The organism is Ruegeria sp. CDSC021, assembly GCF_059610845.1.
Window position 1 is genome coordinate 749851 of sequence record NZ_JBXWOK010000001.1, and the last position, 25733, is coordinate 775583.

Below are 25733 nucleotides of genomic sequence, written 5' to 3' on the forward strand. Positions count from 1 at the left end.
TGATCTAAACTAAACCCTCAGGTCTTCGGCACAGGGGATAAATCCGACATACCCCCCGCTTTCAAGCAATCGGGCTTCGCCTCTCTGGCGCCAATACAACTTGCGTTTCGCGGCCTGCAATTCGCGACGAATGCGAAACCACAGGGGTCCCTTATCCAGACCGCTATTGGTCTTTCTGTTTTGTGAACGTTCACTGACTTTCACGGAATCTTCAGCCTGATCTTGCTGTTTCGACCAGATCATTTGAACGCCGACTGCTGGAAAACACTGATACATTTGCCAATCCGGGCGGGGGATAGATACGAAATCATCCAGGTGATCCGAGTATTTCTCGGACCACATCAGCAATTTACGGCAGGCCGCCTGCGACAGGATATATGCGGCCGCGCTGGGTGCCATTTCCAGCATCGGGCGAACCGGTACGCCGGAAATCTGTAGTTCTGGCCCAAACCGCAGCACCCGGGGGGAATAGTCCAGCTTTAGGAAGTCGAACCCTGACCCTGCTTCGAGCAATCTGGCAATCACACCGCCAGCTTGGGTCGACATTTCGACATCGTCTTCAAAGATCGCAACAGCCTTCAGGTCTTGCTGAACGGCACGCTTCCAAACGGCGCGATGGCTTTCGAAACAAGCGACTTCACTTTGTTTCAGACCCCAGCGGCTGCCGGAACCGGCAACATAGCCGTGACCATCCAGTGCGCCTTCTTGTTGCGCGTCGGTCGCACTGAAACGCGCGGCCCCGATCAGCCCGGTATGGGCGAACTGCGCCTCCATAAAGTTGCGCCGCTCGGGTACCCGATCCAGATTGATATAGTAGACACCCGTTCCCGGTGGCAGTTCATGATGGCCCACGGCTGTTCCTTTATAATGGCTGCACCAGATACACTTCGCACAATCGGATAATCAAGCCCACAGCCCCCACCTATCGCAGCTTTGAATTCCTGTCTAAGCTGCCGTTGAACAGCAAGAAACGGGAAACTCGCCATGTCATCACATGGGTATAGCGGTGGGCGGCTTAATCTGCCTTTCGTCGGCATTTCGACCTTCGGCAAAGCGCCGTATGTCGAGGATTGGGACAATATCGACGCGGATGTCGCAGTCATGGGGGCGCCTTTCGACTTTGGCACTCAATGGAGGTCCGGCGCGCGCTTTGGGCCCCGTGCTGTACGCGAGGCCTCAACCCTGTTCAGCTTTGGCCATGCCGGGGCCTATGACCATGAGGATGACGCCACTTATCTGGATGGATCGGTGCGGATGGTCGATATTGGGGATGCCGATATTATCCACACCAAGACAGATGAGAGCCACGCCAATATTCAATACGGCGTCGAACGTATTCTGTCCGCAGGCGCCCTGCCCGTCACCATCGGCGGCGATCATTCGGTGAATATCCCCTGCATCAACGCCTTTGCCTCAGATTGCGCGCAGAACGGTCCGATCCATGTGGTCCAGATCGACGCGCATCTGGATTTCGTTGACGAGCGTCATGGCGTCACTGCTGGCCACGGCAATCCGATGCGGCGGGCGATTGAAAAGCCGTACGTCTCGGGCATGACCCAGCTGGGCATTCGAAACGTGTCATCAACCGCCAAGGAAGGGTATGAGGATGCCCGCGCTCGCGGCTCGGACATCTTGTCCGTACGACAGGTGCGCAAACTGGGCACCGAGGGCGTGGTTGAACGCATCCCCGAGGGCGCGCGGTATTACGTTACGATTGATATCGACGCGTTTTGCCCCTCAATCGCACCTGGTACGGGTACGCCCAGCCATGGCGGGTTTTTGTATTACGATGTGCTGGAAATTCTTCAGGGGCTGGCGAAACGCGGTGACGTGGTCGGGATCGACCTTGTTGAAGTCGCCCCAAGTTACGACCCAACCGAAAGCACGCAGATTCTGGCGGCACAGGTGCTGCTGAACTTTATCGGCTTCATCTTTCACGAACGGGGCAAGAAGGGCTGATCGCCCTTCCTGCCCATGTGATCAGGCGCTGATCGTGTTGTGTTCTGGCCCATAGGGGAAGCCGGTGATGTTCTCGGCACCGGCCTCTTCGACCACTAGAATGTCATGCTCACGATAGCCACCGGCACCGGGCTGTCCTTCAGGAATCCACAGCATCGGCTCGATGGACACGACCATGCCGGGTTCCAAAACCGTGTCGATATCCTCGCGCAGTTCAAGACCCGCTTCACGACCGTAGTAATGGCTGAGTATGCCGAAGGAATGGCCATAGCCAAAGGACCGGTATTGCAGCAGGCCTTCGTCGGCGAAGAAACGGTTGATCTCAGCCGTGATCCCCGAGCAGGTCGCGCCCGGTTTGATCAGGCTCAGCCCCAACTCATGCGCGGCGACGTTTGCCTTCCAGATGCGCAGGCTGTCAGCGTCGGGTTCGCCCAGAAACAAGGTGCGTTCCAGCGCAGTGTAATAGCCCGAGATCATCGGGAATGTGTTCAACGACAGGATATCGCCCTTTTGCAGCGCCCGCTTGGTGACCGGGTTATGTGCGCCATCAGTGTTCAGGCCGGATTGGAACCAGACCCAGGTGTCGCGGTACTCGGCTTCTGGATAAGCACGAGCAATCTCGGCCTCCATCGCGTCACGGCCGGCCATGGCGATATCGATCTCGTTCGCGCCTTCGCGGATCGCCGCGTGAATGGCTGCGCCGCCCACATCTGCTGTGTGTGCGCCGCCTTTGATAAGCGCGATCTCTTCGGCGGATTTCACCATGCGTGCGGCCATTGTGTCGGGTGCGATATCAACCAGTTCAGGTTGGCCCAGCATATCCAGTGCGGTGTCGCGCATTGCCAGTGTCATGTGATCGCCTTCGATCCCGACCCTACCGGCTGATCCAATCAGATCAGCCACCGCGCGCCAGTAATTGTTCCGCTTCCAGTCGGTATAGATCACGTTGTCTTCAACCGAGCGACGCCAAGGCTGGCCGGCGTCGATATTAGCCGACACGGTGGTGCATTTGTCCTGAGTGACAACGCAACCGTAGGGACGCCCGAACGAGCAATACAAGAAGCCCGAGTAATAGGCGATGTTTTGCATGGAAGTCAGCAGAACTGCTGGAATATCGCGGGCGGCCATCGTGGCGCGCAAACTGGCCAGACGGCGTGCATATTCCGCGTTACTAAAGGGCAAAGGCGCCTTGTCACCGTTGTGGCAGGTAAAGAATTCGGGGCGATTGTTTAGATCATTCATCTTGGTCTCTCCTCGATGCCGGACAGGCAAAGCCCGGCCACAAGTCCCGGCGTTCAGGACAAGCGGCCTCGGGAACCGAGAGCCATGCACCCGCCTAGATGTCACGACGCCATCGTGACCGGGGTGCATGGTGAAATCGCTAAATCACCTTGTGAGTCGCGTCAAGCGGGACTGAGCCCCCGCATGCGTTCAGACCGCCGCCGCAGCAGCTCTACCGTGGTCAACAGCGCAATCGAGATCACCACTAGGATAGTCGCTACCGCCAGAATGGTCGGGCTGATCTGTTCGCGCAGGCCAGTGAACATCTGCCATGGCAGTGTCTTCTGGCTGGCAGAGCCAACGAACAGCACCACAACCACCTCATCAAACGAGGTGATAAAGGCGAAGAGGCCGCCCGAGATCACGCCCGGCAGGATCAGGGGCATCTGAATCTTGAAGAAAGTCCGCACCGGGCCCGCGCCCATATTCGCCGCCGCCCGCGTCAGAGAGCGATCAAAGCCCACCAGCGTCGCAGTCACGGTGATGATGACGAAAGGGATGCCCAGAACGGCGTGGGCAAGGACAACTTTCACATAGCCCACGAAGTTCTTGTTCATGCCCAGCGTACCTTCCATGAAGCGACCGATATCGCTGTAGAAGAAGAACATGCCGGTGGCCGAGATGATCAACGGAACGATCATCGGCGAGATCAGGACGCCCATGATGACGCGGCGGCCGGGTACGTGGCTCTGGCTGAGGCCGATGGCCGCCAACGTGCCCAGCGAGACCGAGATGATCGTCGCAATCGGCGCGATGATCAGCGAGTTCTTGAAGCTGCGCTGCCATTCATTGTTGGTGAAGAAATCGCGGTAATGCTTCAGCGAATATCCTTCGGGGTCCAGACTCAGCATCTCAGGGGTGAAGGTAAAGAAGTCCTGCGCGTTGAACGACAGCGGCAGAACCACAAGGATCGGAGTGATCAGGAACACGAAGATCGCACCGCAGATAACCCGGAACAGATAGTGATAGAACACCTGTTTTGGCGTCAGATAGCTGAGCAGTTTGCGACGATACCGGCCTTCATAGAGCCAATAGATAAAGAAGATAAAAAACCAACCGCCCAACAGGCCCAGAATGCCACCCATCGGACCTGTCAACAGGAAACCGATGACGCCGAAACCCAGGATATTGATCCAGCGCGCCAGTTTTTCGTTCTTCAGAACGTTGATGTAGACCCAGGCCAGCGCGGCGATCAGAGCTGCGCCACCCAGAATGCCCAAAAGGATCGAGCCGTTGCCCGCGCCGACAAAGACGCCGGCGAAGGCACCCGCCAAGGCGACACTGGGCAGAACCATGGAGAGCGGTTTGCGGGATATCGGTGTAAGTGCAGCCATGTCGATTATCCCAACTTCACATTATCAATGCCCACGATCTTGTCGTAGACCCAGTAGAGCAGCATGACGACACCCAGCAGGATTGTACCCAAGGCCGCAGCCAGCCCCCAGTTCAGCGAGGACGAGATGTGATAGGCAATCCGGTTCGAGATGAAGACACCTTTTGTGCCGCCAACGATTTCAGGCGTGATGTAGTAACCGATCGACAGAATGAACACGAGGATCGAGCCCGCTCCGATACCCGGAATGGATTGTGGGAAGTAGATACGCCAGAAGGTCGTCCAGTTGGTCGCGCCCATGGATTTCGCCGCGCGCGTGTAAGTCACCGGGATCGTCTGCATCACTGAATACATCGGCAGGATCATGAACGGCAGCAGGATATGCGTCATCGCAATGATCGTGCCTATCTGGTTATTGATAATCACCAGTCGTGCATCATCGGCCACAAGTCCAAGCCAGACCAATGTTTCATTAATCACGCCCTGCTGTTGCAACATCACTTTCCACGCCGAGGTCCGCACCAGAAGTGAGGTCCAGAAAGGCAAGAGAACGAGGATCATCAGCAGGTTCGACACCCGCATCGGCAGGGTCGCCAGCAGGTAGCTAACCGGATAGGCCAACAAGATGCAGGACACCGTAATCACCAGCGACATGAACAATGTGCGGCCAAACAGCTTGATCAGAATCTGCTTGTCTTCAGGCTGCGACTGCGCGCCTTCGGGCGTGCGGCGCATATCGACCGCGTTCAGGAAATAACCATTGGTAACCGTTGGCGAATGGGTCTTGATCACTGCCCATGTCTTAGGATCGCCCCAGCCCTCGTGAATCTCTATGATCTGTTCCTTGAACGGTCCATCGGTTTCAGGGTCAAGCTTGCCCATTTTCCGGCCAGAGCGGCGGAACAAAGAAGACATGCCAGTCTCTTCGTAGTTCAGACGCGAGCCAAGGCGGGTGTGGGTTTTGCTATCAACGGCAACGACCATGTCGCGAACAAATGCGTCGTATACTGCTTCGTCCGGAAGCTCACCGCTTTGGGCGTCCCAGCTTTGCAGGGCTTCCACAGTAAGCGGGAGGGTCTCTGAAACCATGCTGTTTTCAACCGAGCGGAACAGCATTGAAGCAATCGGCACGATAAAGGAAAACATGACAAATAGCAGAAGCGGAGCGACGAGCATCAATGCTCGTAATTTCTGCCGCCGCAGTGAACGTGCCAGCGATTGCTTGAGCGGCGTTCCGTCCGCTGCCAGCATCGGCCCCGCATTTTGGCTTGCGTCAGTCATTTGTGCCCCTTGACTCTGCTTGGGTCTGGGGGCGGCGCACCGCCCCCGACTGTTTCATGAAATCAAACGATTATTTCGCAAGCCAAGCCTGGAATTTCGCTTCGATGTCATCGCGGTAATCCGCCCAGAACTCGTAGTTATACAGGAACGTGTTCTTGGCGTTTTCCGGATCGGTCGGCATGTGCGGCGCCATGTCGATGCCAAGCTCGGCATGCTGACCAACCAGCGGAGCCGAAGAGGCACGGGCCGGACCGTACGAGATGTACTTAGCCTGATCCGCCAGACGCTGCGTGTCCGTTGCGAACATGATGTAGTCCAGCGCACGCTGCTGACGCTCTTCGCTCAGACCGGCGGGGATGATCCAGCCGTCCAGGTCAAAGATCTGCGCGTCCCACAGCATGGCAACGGGCTGCTTCTGCTCTTCGATCACGCTGAACAGACGGCCGTTATAGGTCGAGCCCATGATGATCTCGCCATCGGCCAGAAGCTGCGGCGTGTCGGCACCCGCGGACCACCAGACGACGTTGTCCTTGATGGTTCCCAGTTTCGCCAATGCCTGATCCTGACCTTCAGGGGTCGCCAGAACGTCATAAACGTCATCTTTGGCGACGCCGTCACAGATCAGCGCCCATTCCATGTTGTTGATGGCGCGCTTTTCCAGTGAACGCTTGCCCGGATAAGCCTCCAAATCAAATACGGCGCAGACATCGGTCGGAGGTGTGTCACCTACCAGGTCTGTACGATAGCCGAATGTAGTCGAATACACGATCTGCGGGATAAAGCACTCGCTGACCAGCAGGTCACCGAAATCATCGGCAGCCGAGGTGCCGTCGGGCGCCGGGGCCAGCATGGTGTCGGGGTCGATCTCCATCGCCAGACCTTCGTCACACAGTCGAATTGCGTCCGCAGCAACAACATCCACTACGTCCCAGGTGATGTTGCCCGCTTCGTTCATCGCGCGCAGCTTGGCAACCGCTTCGGCCGAGCTGTCATCGTTAAGGATAGTGATGCCGCTCTTTTCAGAATAGGGCTCGTGATACGCCTTCAGCTGTGACTTGGAATAGGCGCCGCCCCACGAGACAATCGTCATCTCCTCGGCCATGGCGCCTCCGGCCACGGCAACAATGGCGCTTGCCATCAAAGTGGTCTTAACTTTCATTGTTAACTCCCTGTTATACCCGTAAATTTCTGAACAGACCGGATCACGGGGCAACCCGGCCGCCATTTACCCCCCAGCGATCCACCAGGGGACGTTCTTCCTCAGGCGTCAAGTGCCCGGCAATCATGGGCCAACCAACCGATTTCAACTTCCTGGCCGGGCGACAACCGAACCGCATCGGGAGCGTTTCGGGTCTTAATGATAAAGTCTTCATTGCCCGCCACAGATAGGCGAAACCGGAAGACATCACCCATATAGATGAATTCTTTGACAGTCGCCTTTAGCGTATGCGCATCGGCATGCAGGCGATCTTTGTTGAACTCCACCCGTTCGGGGCGGATTGAAACTTTGGTCCGTTCACCAGCAGCGCTGACATTGACCGGTTTAGCGTCAATTTCTGATCCATCATCCAGTGCAACCACGCACGAGTCGCCGTCGATTGACTTAACAGCGCCTTCCAAGGTGTTGTTTTCACCAATGAACTGGGCAACAAAGCTATTTTCGGGCTCTTCATAGAGCAGATCCGGCGGCGCAAGCTGCTGGATGCGTCCGTCGTCGAACACGGCCACGCGATCCGACATCGTCAGCGCCTCTGTCTGGTCGTGGGTCACGTAAACTGTCGTAATCCCCAGCTCATGCGCCAGACGGGTAATCTCGAACTGCATATGTTCGCGCAATTGCTTGTCCAGCGCGCCCAGCGGTTCGTCCATCAAAACTAGCTCAGGCTCGAACACCAAAGCACGGGCCAAGGCGATCCGCTGCTGCTGACCGCCGGACAGTTGCGCCGGACGACGGCTGCCAAAGGCGCCCATCTGGACCATATCCAGCGCACGCTTCACTTTTTCTTCCCGATCGCTTTTGCCGATGTTGCGCACTTCAAGCGGGAACGAAAGGTTTTCAGCCACAGTCATATGCGGGAACAATGCATAGTTTTGGAACACCATGCCAATCCCGCGCTTATGTGGTGGAATGTTGTTGATCGGGCGTCCGTCCAACATGATTTCGCCATGAGTAGCGGTTTCAAATCCGGCCAACATCATTAGGCAAGTTGTCTTGCCTGACCCCGAGGGGCCGAGCATAGTTAGAAACTCACCTTTTGGCATCGAGAGATTAAGGTCTTTTACGACGAGTATCTCGCCGTCATAAGATTTTTGAACACGCTGAAATTCGACGAACGCTGCGTCATTTGACATTACCAACTTGGCTCCCCTGTGCGGTCTTTGCTTGCCCGGTTCATCCGGATCTCAAAGACCAGTCCACCCTATTTAAGGACATGGGGGACCAACCACGCAACCATAAATGTGACAGCTAGGCGACAAAGAATCCTGTAATTCACTTCAGCTCAACTGATATTTCGATATCTCGTCCGCAACGCAAGGCCTTGAATGGCGTAATTAACTTGCTTCATTCGCCTCTATTTAACTTCCCAATCAACAACATAAATCTAATTATTTAAATGAGTTATAATTGCTATTTAAACCGCCGCATCTCCCAGCCCAGACCTCGACATCGATACTGAGTTGCTGAGAGATTCGCATGTCGAAATTCCTTGACCGATTGGAAAACGCCAAAATTATCTGGTGCAATCCAATCTAGAAACCGCGCTTTGGGGGGCTATTAATCTCATTTTGATAGGGCAGAGGTACGGATTTGCGAACCCCGCGTTTTCAGGCGCAATCGGATTCTGCCTTTGGGGGCAGTTGCACCCTCTTAACTTGCCGCTTCCTGCGCTTATTCCAGGGCAGGATTCAGATGCTTCTTGGCCTTCTTCAATCCGGTACTTCGGATAAAATGCACAGAACTTGGGCATCGCTTCCAATGTTCAGGGCCTCGCAGACATCTGCATTCATCGCTGCTGCGACGCCCGCCCCGCCCGAAGCAGTTGTCGCCAACCCAGCCTCTGCCATGGCCGGTAAATACCGCACCACGTCGTCATCCGAGAGCGTCAGAAAACAGTCTGCATCCCGCGCCAGACCATTCAGCGCGATCAGCGATGGTTCTTTACAGTCCAGCCGCCCCATGATGCTGTCAGGCCCATCCGCAAAGACGCAGGTACCTGCTTCGATACTGGCTTGCAACGCAGGGGCCGCTTCGGGTTCCACGACAATGATTTTGGGTCCATCACCCCAGGCATGGCGCGCATAAGCTGCAACCGACCCTGCTAGCCCACCTACCCCGGCCTGCAAAATGACATGCGTGGGCGCATTTGGGCATTGGCGCACCGCTTCTGCAGCCATCTGCAGATATCCCTCCATCAGGGTGTGCGGCAGCTCGTAATACCCGTCCCACGAACTGTCAGATAGCAATGTCCAACCGTTATCCTGCGCCGCTTTGCCAGCAGCCTCCATACTGGCGGCATAATCCGTACCTTGACGAACGACCCTGGCTTTTTGCGCACGAAGGCGTTCCGCGAAACTTTCAGGTACGGTTTCGGCGATATAGACCACTGCATCAGCCCCAAATATCCGTGCACCTGCTGCTACACTCATCCCGTGGTTACCCGCGCTAGCGGTGACATAGGTTTTCCCGCGTAAAGTAGACTCATCCGGTGTCTGCGCCAGATCAGCAGCGTGACGGGCGATGACATAGGCAGCCCCCAAAGCCTTGAATGACCCGAGGTTCATACGCCCACGCTCATCTTTGACCCATAGATCGGCGACATTGGCCAAATCCTTGGCTTCTACCAGATTGGTTTCCGCTGCTGCAGGGCATACTGTTAACAAATCAGCTACGCGAGCCGCGTTTATCGAAGGAAATGGAGCATCAGGAATCAATTTTTCCTTGCCGCGGTGTGGGTTTGAACTGAGTTTCAACAGTATTTCCTTCCTGAGTTGTCCATTGACGTGATCGGATTCGTAAAGTTCTGTCAACACGTCTCTAATCACGACACGAGGATCCGATGAGCCAAGTGAATCCGGCATTCACTCGGGGGGAATATGACCGTCGTCTGTCCAATCACGAAAAGCCGTGGCCAAGGCCGGGCTGGACGCGCTGTTCTTCGAAGATCCTTCGAACATGACGTGGCTAACCGGAAACGAGGGGTGGTCGTTCTACGTCCATCAGGGCGTTTCGGTCTTTCATGACGCAGACCCGATCTAGTGGGGACGCAATCAGGATACAAATGGGAACGACGTACAGTGTGGATGCCTGATTGTCAGATACGTCCACATTGAAAGCCGCGCGTGCTGTGGCTATCCAGTAGGTCTGAGCTATCTCCCGGACTGGGGTGAGCGCACGATATCTCTGTGTCCCGAGGATGAGACAATCCAGGAACCTGGCAAGACGTTTCACTTTATGCCTGGCCTCTGGTTGAATGACTGGGGGTTAGAGATCACCGATACCGGTCCTGCCGAATGTTTCTGTAACCGCCCAAGAAAGCTGTTTGTAAAGCCATGACCCTGCAAAGAACCCAAGATATCCTCGCCGATCTGATCGCGTTTGAAACGGTATCTGCAGACAGCAATCTTAAGATCATCGGCTATCTAAGGGACAGGTTGCAGGCCTTGGGTGCACGCTGCATCGAAACCCGGGATGATACTGGCACCAAGGCCAATGTATTTGCTTCCATGGGCCCAGACATTCCCGGCGGCATCTTGTTATCCGGCCACACGGATGTGGTTCCCGTCGCGGATCAGAACTGGACATCAGACCCGTTTTTGATGACCGAGAAAGATGGCAGACTTTACGGACGTGGCACCTGTGACATGAAGGGCTTCATCGCCGCCGCACTTGCACTTGCCGAAACGCTGGATGCCAGAAAACTGACCCAACCGCTGCACTTTGCCTTCACCTATGATGAAGAAACCGGATGTTTGGGCGCGCAGAACATGGTGAACGATCTTTCCGAACGAGGAATAGTGCCGGATATCGCAATAATCGGAGAGCCCACCGAAATGTGCCTGATCGAAGGGCATAAGGGGTGCTATGAATACACGACACGATTTGTCGGGCTCGAAGGACACAGCTCGGCCCCGGATGATGGGGTTAATGCGGCGGAATACGCGGCACGCTATGTAGGAAAACTTCTGGAACTGCGTCAGATATTGAAATCCCGCGCGCCAACAAACAGCCCCTTCGAGCCACCCTGGACCACTATAAACGTGGGGTTCTTCAATAGCGGCGTCGCCCATAACGTCATTGCCAGCAAAGCCGATGTCGGCTGGGAAATGCGCCCGGTTCAGGCCAGCGATGCGGATTTCGTCAAGCAAACCCTGTCTGACTATGTGACCCACAGCCTGCTACCCGAAATGCAGGCCGTCCATAGTGAAGCCAGCATCACGCAGGATATCACGGCCGAGGTTGCAGGCCTTGAGCCAATGGAAGAAAACGCCGCCCGCAAACTGGTTGCCGAGCTGACTGGGGCGAACGGAACAGGTGTTGTGTCATTCGCCACTGAAGCTGGCCTGTTTCAGCAGCTTGGCACCCATGCGATTGTCTGCGGTCCCGGCTCGATCACACAGGCCCATAAAGCAGATGAGTACGTCGAGATCGAACAGCTCGACCTATGCTGTCGGATGCTGGACCGGCTTGGGCTACGCCTGACCTCTTAACCTGCCCCATGGGTGCGATCATAAGCAGATCGCTTGGGCTGAATATGCGCGTTTCGGATGTCTTCACCGGGGTCATAGACTTCCATAACCAATGGATAACAAGCGGCTGCGTCCGAGGAATGCTCGGACGAGCAATCGCCCCCGGGACAAGCTGAAAGGCCGACGATCAGGTCAATCTCGGCGTAGAATTCCAGATAATCACCCGGACGCACCGGGCTTGCCTTCATGAAGTATTGGCCTGTGTCCTGCGTAAATCCGGTGCACATGAAGACGTTCAACACGTCGTGGACGTGCATTTCGGCCTCATGCAGCGGCAGGCCACAATGGCTGGCCAAAGCGCGTGTCAAGTTGGAATGGCAGCAATGATGGAAGTCATCACCAGACAGCAGTCGCCCGGTATATGGGTCACAGCGGGTCCCGATTACGTCATGCACGGATCCGCCGTATGAATCGAACCCATACCAATCCAGAGTATCCGTGACGATGGTCGCCATGGGTCGCATATTTGGAAAACTTGACCACATCCGATCCCCGGTCGACAGATGCGTGCCATGCAGCGCGCGGGTTTTGCCGGAATAGAACCGTTCGGTCAGGTCGTGCTTGTTCCACATGTTCAGATCACCGACCTGCGCGCCATCGACCGACACCACACGAATAAAGGCCCCCGCGGGCACTTCAATACAGGCTGCATCACGCGGGGCTGCTATGACTTCGGCGGTTTTCACCGCATGCTGCCTCAGGTCGGTCAACGCAACCAGATCAGGTTGCGGCATCGTTTCGGGCGGATAGCAAATGACCGGAGGGATCTCTTTCCGGTCATTTGCGTCTGCCGGAGGTTTAAAATTCGGATGTTTCAACTTCATGACCACGCTCCGATATCTGTCTGACAACAGACCTAGCGCATCACAAACGGGTTCGCCATCGGCTCTTGCGAGGTGCTGATCCAGATGGTCTTGGTCCGGGTGTAATCGAGGATGGCTTCAACCCCGGCTTCACGACCATACCCTGATTGATTGAACCCGCCAAACGGCGCGATAGGAGAGATCGCGCGATAGGTATTAACCCAACAAATCCCGGACTTGATCCGCTTGGACACCCGATGCGCCCGCGCCAGGTTCTGCGTAAACACACCTGAACCCAGCCCAAAGACTGTGCTGTTGGCTAACGCGATGGCCTCTTCTTCGGTATCGAATGGCAGCAGAGACATGACCGGGCCAAACATCTCAACTTTCAACGTCTCGGTCTCGGGCGATATGCACTCGACCAGGGTTGGGTTCATGTAATTGCCGGGCCGATCCGCAGGTTGCCCTCCGAAATGGACCACGGCCCCCTGCTCCGCTGACTTGGCCAGGGTCTCTTCGATCTTGTTCACTTGCGCCATGGTACATAGCGGTCCGACATGGGTACCGGCCTCCAGCGGGTCACCCAGAACGATTGCACCCGCCTTTTCTTTGATGCGGCCGATCAGATCTTGCAGAACGGATCGCTGCACCAGCCCGCGCGTGCCCGCAACGCAACTTTGCCCCGACGCGCCAAAGTTTCCAGCGATCAGGCCATTTGCGGCCCCATCCAGATCCGCGTCTTCAAAAACAAGTATCGGCGATTTTCCACCAAGCTCCAGCGAGGTGACGGCGAAGTTTTCGGCGGAATTCCTGACCACATGGCGCGCTGTCTCGGGGCCACCGGTAAAGGCGATGCGATCCAGATCGGGATGGCGGGTTAGTGGAATTGCACAGTTTTCCGCATCCCCGGTGATGACCGAGACAACGCCCGCGGGGAATCCTGCCTGTTCAATCAAACGCGCGAATTCCAGCATCGGGGCGGGTGCGATTTCGGACGCCTTCAGCACGACGGTACACCCAGCCGCAAGCGCCGGGCCCAACTTGGTCGCTGTCAGGAACATTTGTGCATTCCAGGGCACAATAGCCGCGACAACACCAATGGGTTCGCGCGTGGTAAACACATGCATATCCGGCTTGTCGATGGGCAGAACCGTCCCTTCAACCTTATCCGCAAGCCCTGCGAAATAGCGGTAATAATCCGCGACATACCCAGTTTGCGCCGAGGTTTCTGCCAGCAGTTTGCCGCTGTCTGTTGTCTCAAATTCCCCAAGCCGTGCAGCGTTTTCGGCAACCAGGTCGGCCAGGCGATAAAGAAGCTTGCCGCGCGCTGTGGCCGTCATGTCGCGCCATTGCGGATCATCAAGCGCACGTTTGGCGGCGGCGACTGCCCTGTCGACATCCTCAGGTGCCGCACAGGAAAACGTAGCCCACCCCTGCCCAGTTGCGGGATTTGCAGATGTCATAACCTGAGACGTCGCCCCCTCAGACCAGGCGCCATCAATGAAAAGCTGAAAATGCGGTAGATTTCCCATAGTGTTCCTCACTGAAAGGCTGGCATGACATCGTCGATGAACCGCGCCAGAGAGGCACGTTTTCGCTCGTTCGTCATCCCGCTGTCGACCCAGAACGAAAACTCATCATAGCCCAAATCTTCATAACGTTTGATCCGGTCGATAACCTGCTGCGCTGTACCAACCGTCAGGTCGCGCGCCAGCTTATCACTTGTGTACATCTGGTTTGCATCCATCTCGTCCTGGTTGATCCGTTGGATCAAACCCTGTGCGACCGGGCGTTTATTCATGAACCAAGCACCGAAATAGTTGTAATACCGGCGCAATTCCTGAACGCCTTGTGCAACATCGTCTGCGTCTTTGCCGACATATGTGTGATGCAACAGCATGATTTTGGGGCGCGGTCCGGTATGGCTGTCGCAGGCTGCATTGAAGCGGTCCATCAGCGTTTCAATCTCTTCCATGCCCTGCCACAGGGGGGTGACCTGGATGTTAAACCCGTTGTGGACACCGAATTCATGACTATTGGGGTCCCGCGCTGCGATCCAGATCGGCGGACCGTTTTTCTGAAACGGTTTCGGCGCAGATGTGGTTGCCGGAAAGGAATAAAACTCACCCTCATGCGCACAATCGCCCTGCCAGATTCGCGGAAGCAAAGGGGTTGTTTCCCGCATCCGTTGGCCCGCTTCCCAGGCATCCATCCCCGGCATCAGGCGCTCATACTCATAAGAATATGCGCCGCGTGCGATCCCCAGCTCGATCCGGCCTTTGGTAATCTGATCTGCCGCGGCGGCCTCTCCGGCCAATTTGATCGGATGCCAGAACGGGGCGACTACCGTACCCGTCCCCAGCCGTACATTCCTGGTGTGATGAGCCAGATCGACTAGCGAGATAAAGGGGTTGGGCGCGATGGTGAACTCCATCCCGTGATGCTCGCCAGTCCAGACGGCGCGCATCCCGCCCTCGTCCGCCATTTTCACAAGGCTGACGAATTCGTCATACAGAACGTCATGCGGCTGATCTGGCGACAAACGTTCCATATGGGCAAACAGGGAAAATTCCATTGACCTGCTCCTTTATCGTAAGCTGTGAATGTCGCCCTGAGAGGCGTCACCTAGGTAGAGAGAGAAATCCCCCTCTTTGGCTTCCATCGCATAGCGGGTCATCATGTGGCGGACACCACCGGACACGTATTTTAGGTTCGGAAGGTCATCCGTTCTGATCCATTCGGCGCCCTCAAGCGGCGTTGGTCGGGAACAGCTGGCCAGAAAATAGGTGTAATGCTGCTTTGTTTCCGCATCGTCGAATGAGGAATAGACCTGTTCGACCTCGACCTTCAGTCCACGTTCGGACAGGCCCTGGGTCAACCGGTTTCGCTGCCCGCCGCGTTCAACCCCGGCGATTTGAATGGGACGATAGGCACCGTTGCTCTGCTCCAGCAAAACACTGTCATCTTTGCGGATGATCGCGCCGCAGATCGTCGGTACCATGGCGTCGATTTCACGTTCGAGCCCCAGGCTGAAATACGACCCTCCGACATATCCAAGACCCTGCCCGACCGAGTGCGAGAACTCTGCCACCTCACCGATCAATAAGGTATGATCACCGGCGGGAAGGACCTGATGGGTCTTGCAGCAAAACTGCGCCAGCGCCCCGTCGATTAGGGGTAGATCAAAAAGGCCATTGCTGTGCGCGACCTTTGCAAACCGGTCCCCTTTATACCCAGCGAAAGTGTTCGATATCTCTTGCTGTCCATCTGCAAGCACATTCACCGCAAACCGGGTGCAGTTGGCGAAAATTTCGTGGCTGGACAGAAACTTCCCCGGACACACCAGCAGCAATGGCGGGTCAAGTGACACAGACGAAAACGAGTTTGCGGTGAACCCGACCGGCGCACCGTGCTCGTCCCGTGCCGTCACCACTGTCACCCCGGTCATAAAGCTGCCAAAGGCGTCACGCAAAGCTCGGGGGTCCATACTTGTCATGGCTGGCACCCCCCCACAAATTCCAACAGCTGTGCGTTTACTTCGGCGGGATGAGTCATCGGCAACATATGTGCGGCACCTGCGATGATTGACGCTTGTCCCGAGGGAACCAAACGCGCCATGTCCCGAGACATTTCAGGCGTAGAATTCGGCTCATCCGCGCCGGTCATGAACAAGGCGGGACAAGCGATACGGGCCAGTTCATCATCGGAAGGACCGTCCGTTTCGGCAAAAGCGGTATACGCGGATTTGTAGGCCGCCGGATCAACCTCAGTTAGCCAGCGCCTGCAGGCCTGTCGCTCGGCGGACGAGGCTTCGCCAAACCAACGTTGCAACGTGACCGTGGGATCATTTGGCCCCGATACCTCCAAGGCCGAGGCACGTGCGACGACGGCCTTGTGCGCGGCAACCGGACGCCGATGGATCGCATTCAATGCCGCAACGCCAAGAACGCTATCTGGCACATCCGCCGCCAGTCGGAGCGCTATCAGGGCGCCCATTGAATGGCCGATCAAGACAGCGGGCTCTGTCAGCACGGACGCCGTGCGGTGCACGTAGGCCTCCAAGCCAGTCGGATGATCAAAGCTCGACTGACCATGTCCTGGCATATCCGGGCACAAGACACGATACCCCGCGGCGACCAGGGCGTCGATCTGCGCGCCCCATGCCTCGGCCCGCAGGCCAACCCCGTGCAGCAGAATAACCAGCGGCCCTTGGCCCTGATCAATCACCGCCAGGGTGCTGAGTTCAGACCGAGGCCGGGTTGTCGACGTCATGGCCCAAATCCTTGAGGTCCTGATAACGGTCGCCGATCCGATGATGGGGACGGCCCGAGGTTGCGCCACCCAGCACGACCACAATTTCATCCGCGCGCGGTGCGTCGGGGATTGCAAACTGCAGCGTCAGATAATGCGATCTACGCCCGGCATCATTCTTGTCCATCATGGGCACCATGATCGGAGTGTTCGCCGGACCGCGGGTATTGGTGAAGGACAGATAGGACTTGGCCCCAACCGCTTGACGATAGTAATTCCCGAAATGCAGCGTGTGGATCAGGCCCGAGGCATGTTCGACCTCGCCATCCTGCCCAACAACCGCCGCTTTGCCATAGGCTTCGATCACCTCGCCGCCGCCTGCAAGCGTGACCATCCGGTCAGTCAACATTTGCCCCAGCACCGGTCCATAGGCCAGAATTTCCGGCCTCAGATCCTCGACATACCGGCCAGCCCAGGGGTTCGACACAACCGCCGCTACGGCAAACATGCGCCACGGGCGTTCCGCTGCCCGAAATCCTTCAACCAGAACCTCTTCGTCGAAAGTCACTATTTTTCTGATATTTGGCTGCACTGCCGTCTCCCCAAATCTGCTTGAGGAAATATCACCGTTAGAAACATCTTTTGACAAACGAAAGAACTTGAGCCTTAGGTATTAATAGCACTAATAGGTCGGTTACCGATGGCAAAAACACTCCCTCCTCTAACGTGGTTTCGGTCGTTCGAAGCGGCCGCGCGGCGGCTCAGTTCGACCGCGGCGGCAGATGAGATCGGGTTGACGCAATCCGCAGTCAGCCAACAAATCAAAGCCTTGGAAACCCGTCTGGGCGTCGTTCTGTTCCACCGCCACGCGCGCGGTCTTTCTTTGACGGATGAAGGGCGGAAGCTGCTGCCACAAGTCGAGGCAGCCTTGGATATGTTGCACTCCGCAGCCTCACCCTATTTGGCCGAAGAAAAAGCTCGCCATATCACGGTGGCAGCCTCTATCAGCATCATCGAATGGGTCATCTCGCCGGCATTACCCGAATTTCAGGCCCAGCACCCGGAAACCTCACTCCGATTTGTCAGCACGATCTGGCCTGACGAATACGCAGCATCGCGCGCAGATATTGAGGTACGCTTTGGTTCAGAAAAACAAGTCGGGAAAAATGCGAAACCGTTGAATCCCAATCGCCTTGTCCCGGTGGTGTCGCCGAATCTAAGCGGCAATTGGCTTGAATTGCCCCTGATCGAATCCGTTGGCACATCGGACAGTTGGGCGTCATGGGGTGAAATCACCGGCCAGAAACTGCGCAAGCCATCATATTTTGTGGATTCCTATGGCCTCGCCCTGCAACTTGCCGTTTCAGGCAGCGGTGTTGCGCTGGTGAATTCTATCATCGCAGAGCAAGCCCTGAAATCGGGCAAAGTCCGCCTTGCCAGCAAAGATTCTGCACCCGCCTGTGAGGGCTATTTTTTATCCGTCCTTCGCAACTCAGCCGAGGTATCGGATTTCACCGATTGGTTTTCCGGCCTTATTTCTTGTGCCTGAGGGTCTGATTCAGACACACCCATGTCGCATATGGGGATATCGCTGCGCCCGAAAATAATGAAGTTTGGAAGAAAAGGTCCGATTCATGAGATATTCCGGCTTTCGAGTTATCAAAGAGGCGCTAACCGGCCACAAAGGGTGGAAACCGGTCTGGCGTGAACCTGAACCTAAGGCCCATTACGACATCATCGTAATCGGTGGCGGCGGGCATGGTCTGGCAACCGCGCATTACCTTTCCAAAATCTACGGCCAACGAAATGTTGCCGTAATCGAGAAAGGCTGGATCGGTGGCGGAAATGTGGGCCGAAACACCACGATCATTCGCTCGAACTACCTGCTGGATGGGAATGAGCCGTTCTATGAGTTCTCGCTGAAGCTGTGGGAAGCGCTCGAGCAGGACCTAAACTATAACGCAATGGTCAGTCAGCGCGGTATCGTCAATCTGTTCCATACAGACGGTCAGCGTGACGCCTATACGCGACGTGGCAATGCGATGATCCTGAACGGGGCCGATGCCGAATTGCTGGACGCAGATCAGGTGCGGCGCGAACACCCTTATCTGAATTTCGACGACGCTCGCTTTCCGATCAAGGGCGGCCTTGTTCAACGGCGCGGCGGTACCGTGCGCCATGATGCAGTGGCCTGGGGCTATGCCCGGTCAGCCGACCTTCATGGCGTCGATATTATTCAGAACTGTGAAGTTACCGGGCTGCGGATAGAAGACGGTAAATGTCTTGGGGTCGAAACGACTAAGGGCTTTATCGGCGCCTCCAAAGTCGGATGCGCAGTTGCGGGCAGTTCAGGGCGCGTTATGGGGATGGCCGGACTGCGCCTGCCTATCGAAAGCCACGTTCTGCAAGCCTTTGTATCTGAAGGGTTAAAACCCGTCCTACCCAGTGTCATCACCTATGGCGCGGGGCATTTTTATGTCAGTCAGTCCGACAAGGGCGGGCTGGTGTTCGGTGGCGATCTTGACGGCTATAACACCTATGCCCAACGCGGCAACTTGCCCGTGGTCGAGGATGTTTGCGAAGGTGGCATGGCATTGATGCCGATGATCGGACGCGCCAGGTTGCTGCGGATGTGGGGCGGCGTGATGGATATGTCGATGGATGGCTCACCGATCATTGACCAAACGCCGGTCGAGGGCCTCTATTTCAACGGGGGCTGGTGCTATGGCGGGTTCAAGGCCACTCCGGCTTCGGGCTATTGCTTTGCGCATCTGCTTGCAAAAGACGAACCGCACCCTGTCGCAACGGCCTATCGGTTGGACCGGTTCCGCACCGGCCGGATGATCGACGAAAAAGGCGCGGGCAATCAGCCCAACCTGCATTAAAGGGGACACCAGACATGATAATCAACCACCCCCTTCTTGGGCCTCGTGATGCATCAGAATTCACCTATCTGGGTGACGCCGCGCTGATTGATCGCCCCGATTGGCAGGCGGAAAATGCCGTCGAGGCCTTTCACGACTATGCCTATCTGCGCGACAACCCGGCAGGCGAACACCGAGAGCTTTGGTACCACGAAACAGGTGACCGATCCTGGCTGGTCGTCACGCGCAACACGCTCACCCACGAGATTTCAAAGGTGGAACTGGCCCGCGATGTGGCCCGCGAACGGGGGCGCTCCAAATGACGCAGGTGAACCGGCTGAACGGCGGACAGATTGACCGCAACACCACGCTGAACTTCCGCTTTGACGGGCGCAGCTATACTGCGCATCCCGGCGACACGCTGGCCTCGGCCCTGTTGGCCAATGATGTGCGTCTGATCGGGCGGTCTTTCAAATACCACCGCCCGCGCGGGCTTCTGACCGCCGGATCCGAAGAGCCCAACGGCCTGGTCGAGCTGCGCAGCGGCGCCCACAAAGAGCCCAACACGCGCGCCACGGTGACCGAGATGTTCGAGGGGCTTGAGGCGCGATCACAGAACCGCTGGCCCAGCTTGAAATTCGACGCGCTGGCCGTGAATGACATGTTTTCCAACTTCCTGTCTGCGGGTTTTTACTACAAGACTTTCATGTGGCCTGAAGCCTTCTGGGAAAAGCTGTACGAGCCTACAATCCGTCGCGCAGCCGGGCTTGGATCGCTTTCGATGCAAGAGGACCCGGACGAATACGACAAGGGCTTTCGCCATTGCGATCTGCTGATCATTGGTGCCGGACCAGCCGGTCTTATGGCGGCTTTGACCGCGGGTCGTGCGGGCTCGGATGTCATTCTGGCGGATGAGGATTTCGCCCTGGGCGGTCGCCTGAACAGCGAAACACTCACCATAGACGATGCTGCGGCGTCTGACTGGGCGGCGCAGGCTGTGGCCGAGCTGTCCGCGCTTCCCAATGTGCGCCTGATGCCGCGCACCACGGTGATCGGCGCGTTTGACCACGGAATTTATGGCGCGGTCGAGCGTACGGGCGATCATCTGCCCAGCCTGCCCGCAGGCAAACCCCGGCAAATCCTCTGGCGTATCTATACCCAAAAGGCGCTGCTGTGCGCAGGCGCGACCGAGCGGCCAATCGCATTCGAGAACAATGATCGCCCCGGCATCATGACAGCCACCGCCCTGCGGACCTATGCCAACCGTTTCGGAGTGGCGGCCTCGCAGCGCGTCGCGGTCTTTACCAACAATGATGACGGCCACCGCACCGCAGCTGATCTGCACGCCAAAGGTGTCAAAATCACTGCGGTGATCGATGTGCGCAAAGACGCACCTATCAGCCACGATTACGAAGTTCTGCAGGGTGCTCAGGTCACAAATACCAAAGGCCGACTGGGGCTGAGCTTTGTCGAAGTCGCCCTGCCCGATGGCTCAACCCGGACATTGGAATGCGGTGCCTTGGGCGTCTCGGGCGGTTGGAACCCCAACGTCCACATGACCTGCCACCAGCGCGGCCGCCCCGCATGGGATGAGACGCTGGCCGCCTTTGTTCCCGGCGCGGACCTGCCGGTAGGCATGTCCGTTGCCGGCGCGGCAAACGGCGATATGTCTACCCACGGTGCGTTGCGCTCTGGCGCCGAGGCCGCAATCGCCGCTTTGGACCTGACCAACGCCAAACCCGATCTGCCCGAAGCCGAGGACGCACCTATCGCGCAGACCCCATTCTGGTACGTTCAGGGCTGCAAACGCGCATGGCTGGACCAGCAGAACGATGTGACGGTCAAGGATGTCCGTCTCAGCTATCAGGAGGGCTTCCGTTCGGTCGAGCATCTGAAACGCTATACCACGCTGGGCATGGCCACGGACCAGGGCAAGACCTCGAATATCGGCGGGCTGGCGATCATGGCCGAGCTGGCCGGTAAGTCGATCCCCGAGACAGGTACCACCATCTTCCGCCCGCCCTATACCCCCGTCCCGATTGCCACTTTCGCAGGCCGGATGAAGGGTAAAGAGTTTCACCCCACCCGCCTGACGCCCTCACACCACTGGGCCGAAGAACGCGGCGCGGTGTTTGTCGAGGTTGGCAACTGGCTGCGCGCGCAGTGGTTCCCCCTGCCCGGCGAGACCCATTGGCGCGAGAGTGTGGACCGTGAAGTGCGTCAGACGCGTGCCTCGGTCGGGGTGTGCGACTGCACGACATTGGGCAAAATCGACGTGCAGGGTACCGATGCGGCAGCGTTCCTGAACCGGGTCTATGCCAATGGTTTCGCCAAGCTTGCGGTCGGCAAAACCCGGTATGGCCTGATGCTGCGCGAAGATGGCATGGCGATGGATGACGGCACAGCGGCAAGGCTGGCCGAGGATCATTTCGTCGTCACTACCACGACCGCAAATGCCGTAGTCGTCTATCGCCACATGGAATTCGTGCGCCAATGCCTGTGCCCGGACATGGATGTGCAGCTGATATCCACCACAGAAGGATGGGCGCAATATGCAGTTGCCGGGCCCAATTCCCGTAAGCTGCTGCGAAAAATCATCGACCCGGAATTCGACATCTCGAATGAGGCCTTCCCCTTTATGGCCTGTGGAACCATCACCGTGTGCGACGGCCTTCGGGCGCGGCTGTTCCGGATTTCCTTTTCAGGCGAGCTGGCATTCGAAATCGCGGTTCCCTCTCGCTATGGCGACGCATTGATGCGCAGGCTGATGGCCGAGGGCGAAGAGTTCGACGTTGTCCCATATGGCACCGAAGCACTGGGCGTCATGCGGGTCGAAAAAGGCCATGCTGCAGGCAGCGAGTTGAACGGCACCACAACCGCCCTGAACCTGGGAATGGGCCGCATGGTGTCCAAAAAGAAGGACAGCATCGGATCAACCCTGTCGGAACGCGAGGCACTGAACCAACCGGACGCGCTGATGCTGGTGGGGATCAAACCGTTGGAGCCTGAAAACAAGGTAACCGCCGGTGGCCACCTGATGAACACTGACGGCCCGGTCGATGCAGCCCATGATCAGGGCTATGTCACCTCAGCCGTCTACTCACCCATTCTGAACAGTAGCATTGGGCTGGGACTGTTGAAAAACGGCGGCGACAGGCTGGGCGAAAAAATGCGCCTTGTCTCTCCGCTGACGGACCTGACGGTCGAGGTGGAAATTGTCTCGGCCCATTTCGTTGACCCGGAAGGAGAACGTCTGCGTGGATAATCTGGTTGCGATAACCGCCCTCGGCGCGGCTGACCCTCGGGTAGACACGGTTGGGCCTGTCACCTGTTCCGAGATACCGGACGTGGCGTTGGCATCAGTCGCGGCGCGGCTCGGTCAGGAAACAGCGGCCAAAGCCGCATTAAAGAAATTAATTGGCGCTGAGGCACCAAAGGTCCAGAGGTTTGAAGGAACCGCAATCACCGCCTTTTGGGCGGGGCCAGAGCAATGGATGGTTGAAGCACCGCATGACACGCACGAGGACCTTGCTACGCAAGTAAAATCTGCCATTGGGTCTGCGGCCTCTGTCACTGAACAGACCGATGCCTGGGTGCGTTTCGACCTGGCTGGTGCGAACATTCAAGCAGTGCTGGAGCTTTTGTGCCAGTTGGATCTGCGCATATTGACTATGGGAACGGCGGCGCGCAGCTCGATCCACCATATTGGCTGTTTCGTGCTGTGTCGTGATTCGGATCACTACAGCCTGTACGGTCCGCGCTCGTCCGCCAAATCTCTGCACCATGCGATCCTGACGGCGATGCGATCGGCGCTTTAGTCAGCGCCTAGACCGAGGGCAAAGGGGCGTTATCCTCAACCCGGAAACGGTTGATGCGGCGCCTGTCCTCGCTGGGGCTCAGGCCAAAAGCCGACCGGTAATGTGTCACCAAGGGCGCAACAGATCCATAGCCGACAGCGGCCGCGATCTGGGAAATGGGGTCTTTGGTATAAACCACCATCTGACGCGCCGCTTTCATCCGCATTGCGCGGTAATAATGGCTGGGGCTGTGTCCGGTTGCCTGTTTGAATGCCCGCTCGATCTGACGAGGTGTGACGCCCATTTGTTTCGCAACTTCAGCAATCGAGATCGCTTGACCTAAATTGGCGGCAAACATTTCAACGCTGCGTGAAACAAGCGGTGGAAGGCGGTCTCCCGTTTTCGGCGCTGTCGCATTGGGCACCTGCTGACGCACTGCCGCACCGCGCATCATCGGATGTTGAAACCAGCACGCAACCTCATGCGCAATGTCACCGCCCAAGCGATCGTGAACCAAATGCAGTGCCAGGTCGAACCCTGCCGCTGCACCGGCGGCGGTATAGCGCGTCACGGTGCGCACGATCACTTCGCTCCGGGCGTCCATATCGGGAAACTCGGCCTCAAATGCCGCCTCATAGCACCAGTGGACCGAGACCGGCTGACCTGCCATTGCACCGGATCGCACAAGAGGGAATACGCCACCGCTGATCCCGCCCAGAACTGTTCCGTGCCTCCCAAGACCACGCAGCAAGGCATTGCCGCTAACAGCGTTGTCAAAGACCGAAGACGGGCTGCTGAGCAGGAATAGAATGTCGATATTCCTGCAGTCCGCCAACGCGCGATCTGCTTCGAACCCAACCCCTGCGCTTGACTGAACCTTTTGACCACGTTCAGAAACCAGCGACCATCTAAACGCTTGATGACCTGCGATTTCATTGGCCGCCCGCAGGGGTTCGATCACCGATGTCAAACAAGCCATCGGAAAGCCATCAAACAGCAGAAAGCCGATATCGATTCTGTCCTGATCCGTCATAGATCCGTCCTAACAAGTTCCTGGCGGCAACCCTACACCAAGTTTATGCCCAACGGATCAGTCCAATAATGGCAGAGGTCGCATAGAACGCCTGCAACAGCAAAAACGTCCAGCGCCGATCAATCAATGCCCATGCGGCAAACAGCGCCGATGACACCAACAGTAGGGAGAATCCAAGAATCTCAGCGCCAATATTCGAAGCAATCAGCAAGGCATAAGCCATAGCCAGAACCGATCCGGTGATCTCAAACAGTGTTGTCAGGCGGCGGTTAGCTGTTCTGTCTTCCGTCATCAGTTACACTTTCCTTTGCCGAAAGAAGAAGACAGCGTCAGCGGACCAGATTTGCATGCCGACTGATGTTCGAAGTCTGTGATATCCTCCGGGTACAGATTGTTCATTTCGAAGCTCCGCGAACATTGTGTTCGCGATACCTAATCTGACATTTGCCTTTGCCGCAAATGAATGATTATCATTCAATGATCAAAATCTGTCATGGGCATTCATGAACGAACGTTTGGAAATAGACGCTTTGCGCGCGCTGCTAGCAATCGCGACCTATGGTGGTGTGACCAGTGCGGCCCGACACCTTGCGCTTTCGCAATCGGCAGTCAGCCATAAGATCGGCCGTTTAGAGCGCGCACTGAATTGCAAACTGCTGACTCGCCGCAAAGGTGCCCCCCTGTTCACCGAAGACGGGCTGCGTCTTTGTGAATACGCCCGTCGAATTACCACTCTGCATGACGAAGCGGTGGCCTCACTTGGTAACAGGCCGCTCACCGGCCACTTGCGGCTTGGCATGACCGAGGATGCGACAACCAGCGGGATCGCCCAAATTCTTGGACGTTTCACGCGGCTGTACCCCGATGTTCGCGTACGAACCCGCACTGGTCAAAGCCTGAATGTTCAGGATTGGTTGAAGGCCGGTGAATTAGACTTGGCGGTGATTCAGATATTTCGCAACGACGTGCAGCCCGAAGATCTGATCCTGTTTCAGGATTCCCTTCATTGGGTCAAATCACCCGACTATCGTCTGAATCTGTCAGAACCGGTTCCGTTTCTGTCCTTTGACACACAGTGTTTCTACCGGAGATGGGGAATGGAAGACAGTCAGCAGCAGGACCACCGCTTTGACAATATCCTGGAATGTCCAAGTGCAGCAGGAATCCAGTCGGCTGTTCGATCAGGGCTGGGCATAGCGCTATTGAACGGGATGCACATTACACCAGACATGGAAGTCATCAACGATGTCTTTCCAAACCCTCCAGAGCTTGCCTATGTCGCACGGGTTCAGATGAACAACCGCAACGCCGTGACAAAAGCCCTGATTGCGGAGATAGCAAAAGAAGTCGAACGCGCCTTTCCCCTGCGCGTAGCAGTTTAGT

At 56.9% G+C, this 25733-nt stretch carries 24 protein-coding genes and 1 pseudogene; 10 read left to right on the forward strand and 15 right to left on the reverse strand.

Features of this window, described 5'->3' with window-relative positions:
• Positions 1-9 precede the first annotated feature (9 nt).
• Complete coding sequence (locus AC2FGB_RS03790) at positions 10-852, reverse strand: glycosyltransferase family 25 protein (protein ID WP_281972190.1); 843 nt, start codon at positions 850-852, stop codon at positions 10-12.
• A 132-nt stretch (positions 853-984) separates the two neighbouring features.
• On the opposite strand from AC2FGB_RS03790, the gene speB reads away from it, so the two are divergent.
• Entirely contained in the window at positions 985-1959 is a 975-nt protein-coding gene (gene speB / locus AC2FGB_RS03795; RefSeq protein ID WP_281994703.1) for an agmatinase, read from the forward strand.
• A 21-nt stretch (positions 1960-1980) separates the two neighbouring features.
• Here speB and AC2FGB_RS03800 read toward each other — a convergent pair whose 3' ends face one another.
• From AC2FGB_RS03800 to AC2FGB_RS03825, 6 genes are all read right to left on the reverse strand, one after another.
• Positions 1981-3201, reverse strand: a complete 1221-nt coding sequence (locus tag AC2FGB_RS03800; protein ID WP_496693240.1) for an aminopeptidase P family protein — start codon at positions 3199-3201, stop codon at positions 1981-1983.
• A gap of 161 nt (positions 3202-3362) precedes the next feature.
• Complete coding sequence (locus AC2FGB_RS03805; RefSeq protein WP_271946786.1) at positions 3363-4574, reverse strand: ABC transporter permease; 1212 nt, start codon at positions 4572-4574, stop codon at positions 3363-3365.
• A 5-nt stretch (positions 4575-4579) separates the two neighbouring features.
• On the reverse strand, positions 4580-5854 hold the full coding sequence (locus AC2FGB_RS03810) for an ABC transporter permease (RefSeq protein WP_271946783.1): 1275 nt from the start codon (positions 5852-5854) through the stop codon (positions 4580-4582).
• A 70-nt stretch (positions 5855-5924) separates the two neighbouring features.
• The gene (locus AC2FGB_RS03815) at positions 5925-7013 is read right to left on the reverse strand and encodes an extracellular solute-binding protein (RefSeq protein ID WP_142634172.1); all 1089 of its coding nucleotides are present in this window, start codon (positions 7011-7013) and stop codon (positions 5925-5927) included.
• 101 nt (positions 7014-7114) lie between these two features.
• A complete protein-coding gene (locus AC2FGB_RS03820; protein WP_142634174.1) occupies positions 7115-8206 on the reverse strand; it encodes an ABC transporter ATP-binding protein in 1092 nt (363 codons plus the stop codon).
• A 576-nt stretch (positions 8207-8782) separates the two neighbouring features.
• Positions 8783-9826, reverse strand: coding sequence for a pyridoxal-phosphate dependent enzyme (locus AC2FGB_RS03825; RefSeq protein ID WP_496693241.1), 1044 nt, complete (start codon positions 9824-9826; stop codon positions 8783-8785).
• A gap of 154 nt (positions 9827-9980) precedes the next feature.
• Here AC2FGB_RS03825 and AC2FGB_RS03830 point away from each other — a divergent pair, with 154 nt between their 5' ends.
• From AC2FGB_RS03830 to argE, 3 genes and pseudogenes are all read left to right on the forward strand, one after another.
• Positions 9981-10112 carry a hypothetical protein gene (locus AC2FGB_RS03830; RefSeq protein WP_425595910.1) on the forward strand — a complete coding sequence of 44 codons (132 nt, stop codon included), beginning with the start codon at positions 9981-9983 and terminating at the stop codon, positions 10110-10112.
• Positions 10113-10181: 69 nt separating this feature from the next.
• Positions 10182-10409: pseudogene (locus AC2FGB_RS03835) on the forward strand (ectoine hydrolase DoeA); the annotation flags it as partial.
• Positions 10406-11563, forward strand: a complete 1158-nt coding sequence (gene argE / locus AC2FGB_RS03840) for an acetylornithine deacetylase (RefSeq protein ID WP_496693242.1) — start codon at positions 10406-10408, stop codon at positions 11561-11563. The pseudogene AC2FGB_RS03835 and the gene argE, both read left to right, overlap by 4 nt.
• Here argE and AC2FGB_RS03845 read toward each other — a convergent pair.
• Genes AC2FGB_RS03845 through AC2FGB_RS03870 form a run of 6 tightly spaced genes read right to left on the reverse strand, consistent with a single transcriptional unit; the run spans position 11560 to position 17248 of the window.
• Positions 11560-12426, reverse strand: a complete 867-nt coding sequence (locus AC2FGB_RS03845; protein ID WP_496693243.1) for an urea carboxylase-associated family protein — start codon at positions 12424-12426, stop codon at positions 11560-11562. The genes argE and AC2FGB_RS03845 overlap by 4 nt on opposite strands.
• A 32-nt stretch (positions 12427-12458) precedes the next feature.
• The gene (locus AC2FGB_RS03850) at positions 12459-13937 is read right to left on the reverse strand and encodes an aldehyde dehydrogenase (protein WP_281972196.1); all 1479 of its coding nucleotides are present in this window, start codon (positions 13935-13937) and stop codon (positions 12459-12461) included.
• A gap of 8 nt (positions 13938-13945) precedes the next feature.
• Positions 13946-14980, reverse strand: coding sequence for an LLM class flavin-dependent oxidoreductase (locus AC2FGB_RS03855; protein ID WP_496693244.1), 1035 nt, complete (start codon positions 14978-14980; stop codon positions 13946-13948).
• Between the two features lie 12 nt (positions 14981-14992).
• The gene (locus AC2FGB_RS03860; protein ID WP_271946765.1) at positions 14993-15901 is read right to left on the reverse strand and encodes a flavin reductase family protein; all 909 of its coding nucleotides are present in this window, start codon (positions 15899-15901) and stop codon (positions 14993-14995) included.
• On the reverse strand, positions 15898-16677 hold the full coding sequence (locus AC2FGB_RS03865) for an alpha/beta fold hydrolase (RefSeq protein ID WP_496693245.1): 780 nt from the start codon (positions 16675-16677) through the stop codon (positions 15898-15900). Before AC2FGB_RS03865 ends, AC2FGB_RS03860 begins: the two co-directional genes overlap by 4 nt.
• A complete protein-coding gene (locus AC2FGB_RS03870; RefSeq protein WP_496693246.1) occupies positions 16649-17248 on the reverse strand; it encodes an amino acid synthesis family protein in 600 nt (199 codons plus the stop codon). Before AC2FGB_RS03870 ends, AC2FGB_RS03865 begins: the two co-directional genes overlap by 29 nt.
• Positions 17249-17356: 108 nt before the next feature.
• On the opposite strand from AC2FGB_RS03870, the gene AC2FGB_RS03875 reads away from it, so the two are divergent.
• The 5 genes from AC2FGB_RS03875 to AC2FGB_RS03895 all read left to right on the forward strand — a co-directional run bounded on the left by AC2FGB_RS03875 (position 17357) and on the right by AC2FGB_RS03895 (position 23338).
• Entirely contained in the window at positions 17357-18205 is an 849-nt protein-coding gene (locus tag AC2FGB_RS03875) for a LysR family transcriptional regulator (RefSeq protein ID WP_281972198.1), read from the forward strand.
• Between the two features lie 85 nt (positions 18206-18290).
• Positions 18291-19541, forward strand: coding sequence for a sarcosine oxidase subunit beta family protein (locus AC2FGB_RS03880; RefSeq protein WP_271946755.1), 1251 nt, complete (start codon positions 18291-18293; stop codon positions 19539-19541).
• 14 nt (positions 19542-19555) lie between these two features.
• On the forward strand, positions 19556-19843 hold the full coding sequence (locus AC2FGB_RS03885) for a sarcosine oxidase subunit delta (RefSeq protein ID WP_271946753.1): 288 nt from the start codon (positions 19556-19558) through the stop codon (positions 19841-19843).
• Positions 19840-22785, forward strand: coding sequence for a sarcosine oxidase subunit alpha family protein (locus AC2FGB_RS03890; RefSeq protein WP_496791756.1), 2946 nt, complete (start codon positions 19840-19842; stop codon positions 22783-22785). Before AC2FGB_RS03885 ends, AC2FGB_RS03890 begins: the two co-directional genes overlap by 4 nt.
• Positions 22778-23338 (forward strand): sarcosine oxidase subunit gamma, encoded by a 561-nt coding sequence (locus AC2FGB_RS03895; RefSeq protein WP_496693248.1) that lies wholly within the window; start codon positions 22778-22780, stop codon positions 23336-23338. Before AC2FGB_RS03890 ends, AC2FGB_RS03895 begins: the two co-directional genes overlap by 8 nt.
• 7 nt (positions 23339-23345) lie before the next feature.
• On the opposite strand, the gene AC2FGB_RS03900 is transcribed toward AC2FGB_RS03895, so the two are convergent.
• Both AC2FGB_RS03900 and AC2FGB_RS03905 read right to left on the reverse strand, forming a co-directional pair.
• Positions 23346-24350 carry a GlxA family transcriptional regulator gene (locus AC2FGB_RS03900; protein ID WP_496693249.1) on the reverse strand — a complete coding sequence of 335 codons (1005 nt, stop codon included), beginning with the start codon at positions 24348-24350 and terminating at the stop codon, positions 23346-23348.
• 43 nt (positions 24351-24393) lie between these two features.
• A complete protein-coding gene (locus tag AC2FGB_RS03905; RefSeq protein ID WP_142634203.1) occupies positions 24394-24642 on the reverse strand; it encodes a hypothetical protein in 249 nt (82 codons plus the stop codon).
• Between the two features lie 211 nt (positions 24643-24853).
• Between AC2FGB_RS03905 and AC2FGB_RS03910 the strand changes: the two genes are divergently transcribed.
• Positions 24854-25732 carry a LysR family transcriptional regulator gene (locus AC2FGB_RS03910; RefSeq protein WP_271946738.1) on the forward strand — a complete coding sequence of 293 codons (879 nt, stop codon included), beginning with the start codon at positions 24854-24856 and terminating at the stop codon, positions 25730-25732.
• Position 25733: the final 1 nt, after the last annotated feature.